This is a genomic window from Acinetobacter sp. CY17 (assembly GCF_059515825.1).
In genome coordinates this window covers 1-2,694 of sequence record NZ_JCAKMX010000056.1, presented here as the reverse complement: position 1 = coordinate 2,694, position 2,694 = coordinate 1, and the positions used below count along the sequence as shown (strand labels likewise).

The 2,694-nt window shown below is 42.5% G+C and carries 1 protein-coding gene and 1 pseudogene; one reads left to right on the top strand and one right to left on the bottom strand.

Translation table 11 applies throughout. The features are described from left to right. The coding region (gene tnpC, locus AC5YCI_RS16200) for an IS66 family transposase (RefSeq protein WP_496175935.1) at positions 1-995 on the top strand (995 nt) is incomplete at its 5' end. Positions 996-1,112: 117 nt separating this feature from the next. Here the strand turns inward: tnpC and AC5YCI_RS16195 are convergent. Then, positions 1,113-2,694 (bottom strand): annotated as a pseudogene (locus AC5YCI_RS16195) (hypothetical protein); the annotation flags it as partial.

The following is a 2,694-nucleotide window of genomic DNA, read 5'->3' as shown; positions in this document are numbered from 1 at the left end:
TATCTAAATATGCTGATCATTTACCACTGTACCGTCAGCGCCTGATCTATCAACGGGCTGGTGTTGATCTTTCTCGATCTACTCTTTCAGATTGGCTTGGTCGCTGTGGTGTTGAACTAGAACCTCTAGCCAATGCCTTAAAAGAGGTGGTGTTGCAACAGCAGGTGATTCATGCAGATGAAACACCAGTCACCTTCATGCAACTTGGTGATCAAGAGAAAAAACCGAAAAAAGGTTATGTCTGGGCTTATGCCAGCACACAATACAATCCTATTCAGGCGGTGATCTATGACTTCCAGCCGAGTCGTTCAGGTCAGCATGCAGAAGACTTTCTGCAAGACTGGCAGGGTCATTTGGTCTGTGATGATTACAGTGGCTATAAAGCCCGTTTTAAATCAGGTCAAATCATTGAAGTGGGCTGCATGGCACATGCGAGACGTAAATTCCATGAACTGCATGTGACTGGGAAAAGTCAAATTGCTGAACAGGCATTAGTACTGATGCAAAAACTCTATGCGATAGAAGCAGAACTCAGACAAGCGACCATCAATACAGCACAACAACGCTACGACTATCGGCAACAACATAGTCAACGGGTGATGCAACAACTGTATGTATGGCTCAACCAGCATGCTCTCAAGGTGCCACCGAGTTCTGCCACAGCCAAAGCCATCAATTATAGTCTAAAACGTTGGCGTGCTTTAAGCCGCTATCTAGATGATGGCAATTTACCTATAGATATGAGCAGCATTGCTGCGCAAGGGGTAGAAAACCAGATGCGTCCCTGGGCCTTGGGACGTAAAAACTGGCTGTTTGCAGGTTCTCTACGCAGTGGTCAGCGAGCGGCGAATATCATGACGCTGATTCAGTCAGCAAAATTGAATGAGCTGGATCCGTATGCCTATTTAAGTGATGTGCTGAAAAGACTACCGACACATAAAGTGACCCAAATAGAAGAATTACTACCACACCGATGGAAACCTGATCCCCATTAAAATATAGCGATGGGGTTCAGCGGATGCTTACAGACCAAATTTAATTTCATCAGATCTAAAAAATCGTCTACCCTAAGGTAGACGATTTTAAATTTATACGAATGATCTAGTTGTTAATTAAACAAAACTTTGAGAATTAAACAGTTGATCAGTCGTAGAATCATGATCAATCGTCGCAACGAATACAGGCTCCAGTGCCACAGGCGCTGAGTTAATCGCTGTAATCTCTAAAGTCTCACCTGTTTCAGTGACTACCTGCTCAACCACGTTGGTTTCTGACTCTGTCAGAATTAGTTCTTGCACTAACTCGTACGCTTGTTGTTGTTCAGATACAGAAATTGCTTCAGGTGTATCAACTTCAGCTGTAAATGTTGACTTATTCAATAAGCCACCTAACAAGCCACCCAACAAACCGCCGTTTACTGAACCAGTGACTGAATCACCTTCTACATTTACGTTTAATGAACCAGTTAAATTGTTCAATGCGTTACCTAACAAATCACCTAGATTTGTAGACGGTTGACCATCTACGTTACCCGAACCTGTGAGTCCACCTAACAAGTTCCCTAAGCCATCTCCAGATAAGAGACCATTCGTCAGACCACCAACTAGGTCAGTAACGACATCTAATGATAGTAAGCCGTTTGTTAAACCACCAACCAAGTCAGTAACGACGTCTAGCGATAATAAACCGTTTGTTAAACTACCTAATAGATTAGTTACAACATCCAGGGATAGTAAACCGTTGGTTAAACCACTAACTAAGTTTGTGACTAGGTCAAGTGATAACAAGCCGTTGGTCAAACCGCCCACTAGATCAGTCACTAGGTCAAGTGATAATAAACCGTTTGTTAAACCACCCACTAGATCAGTCACTAGGTCAAGTGACAACAAGCCATTGGTTAAACCACCTAATAGATTAGTTACAACATCTAGGGATAGTAGGCCATTGGTTAAACCACCAACTAAGTTTGTGACCAGGTCAAGTGATAACAAGCCGTTTGTTAGGCCGCCAACTAGATCAGTCACTAAATCAAGCGATAATAAGCCGTTCGTTAAACCACCTAAAAGATCAGTTACTAAATCAAGTGATAACAAACCGTTAGTTAGGCCACCCACTAGATCAGTCACTAGGTCAAGAGATAACAAGCCGTTAGTTAGACCGCCCACTAGATCAGTCACTAGGTCAAGTGACAACAAGCCGTTGGTTAAACCACCTAGAAGATTGGTTACGAAATCTAGTGATAATAGACCACCAGTTAAACCACCTACCAAGTTCGTCACTAGATCAAGCGGAAGTAAACCACCTGTTAAGCCACCTAAAAGATCAGTCACTAAATCAAGCGATAACAAGCCATTTGTTAGGCCACCAACTAGATCAGTCACTAGGTCAAGCGATAACAAGCCGTTGGTTAAACCACCTAGAAGATTGGTTACGAAATCTAGTGATAATAGACCACCAGTTAAACCACCAACCAAGTTCGTCACTAGATCAAGTGGAAGTAAACCACCTGTTAAGCCACCTAAAAGATCAGTTACTAAATCAAGCGATAACAAGCCGTTGGTTAAACCACCTAGAAGATTGGTTACGAAATCTAGAGATAATAAACCGCCAGTTAAACCACCGATTAGGTTAGTCACTAGATCAAGTGGAAGTAAACCACCTGTTAAGCCACCTAAAAGATCAGTTACTAAATCA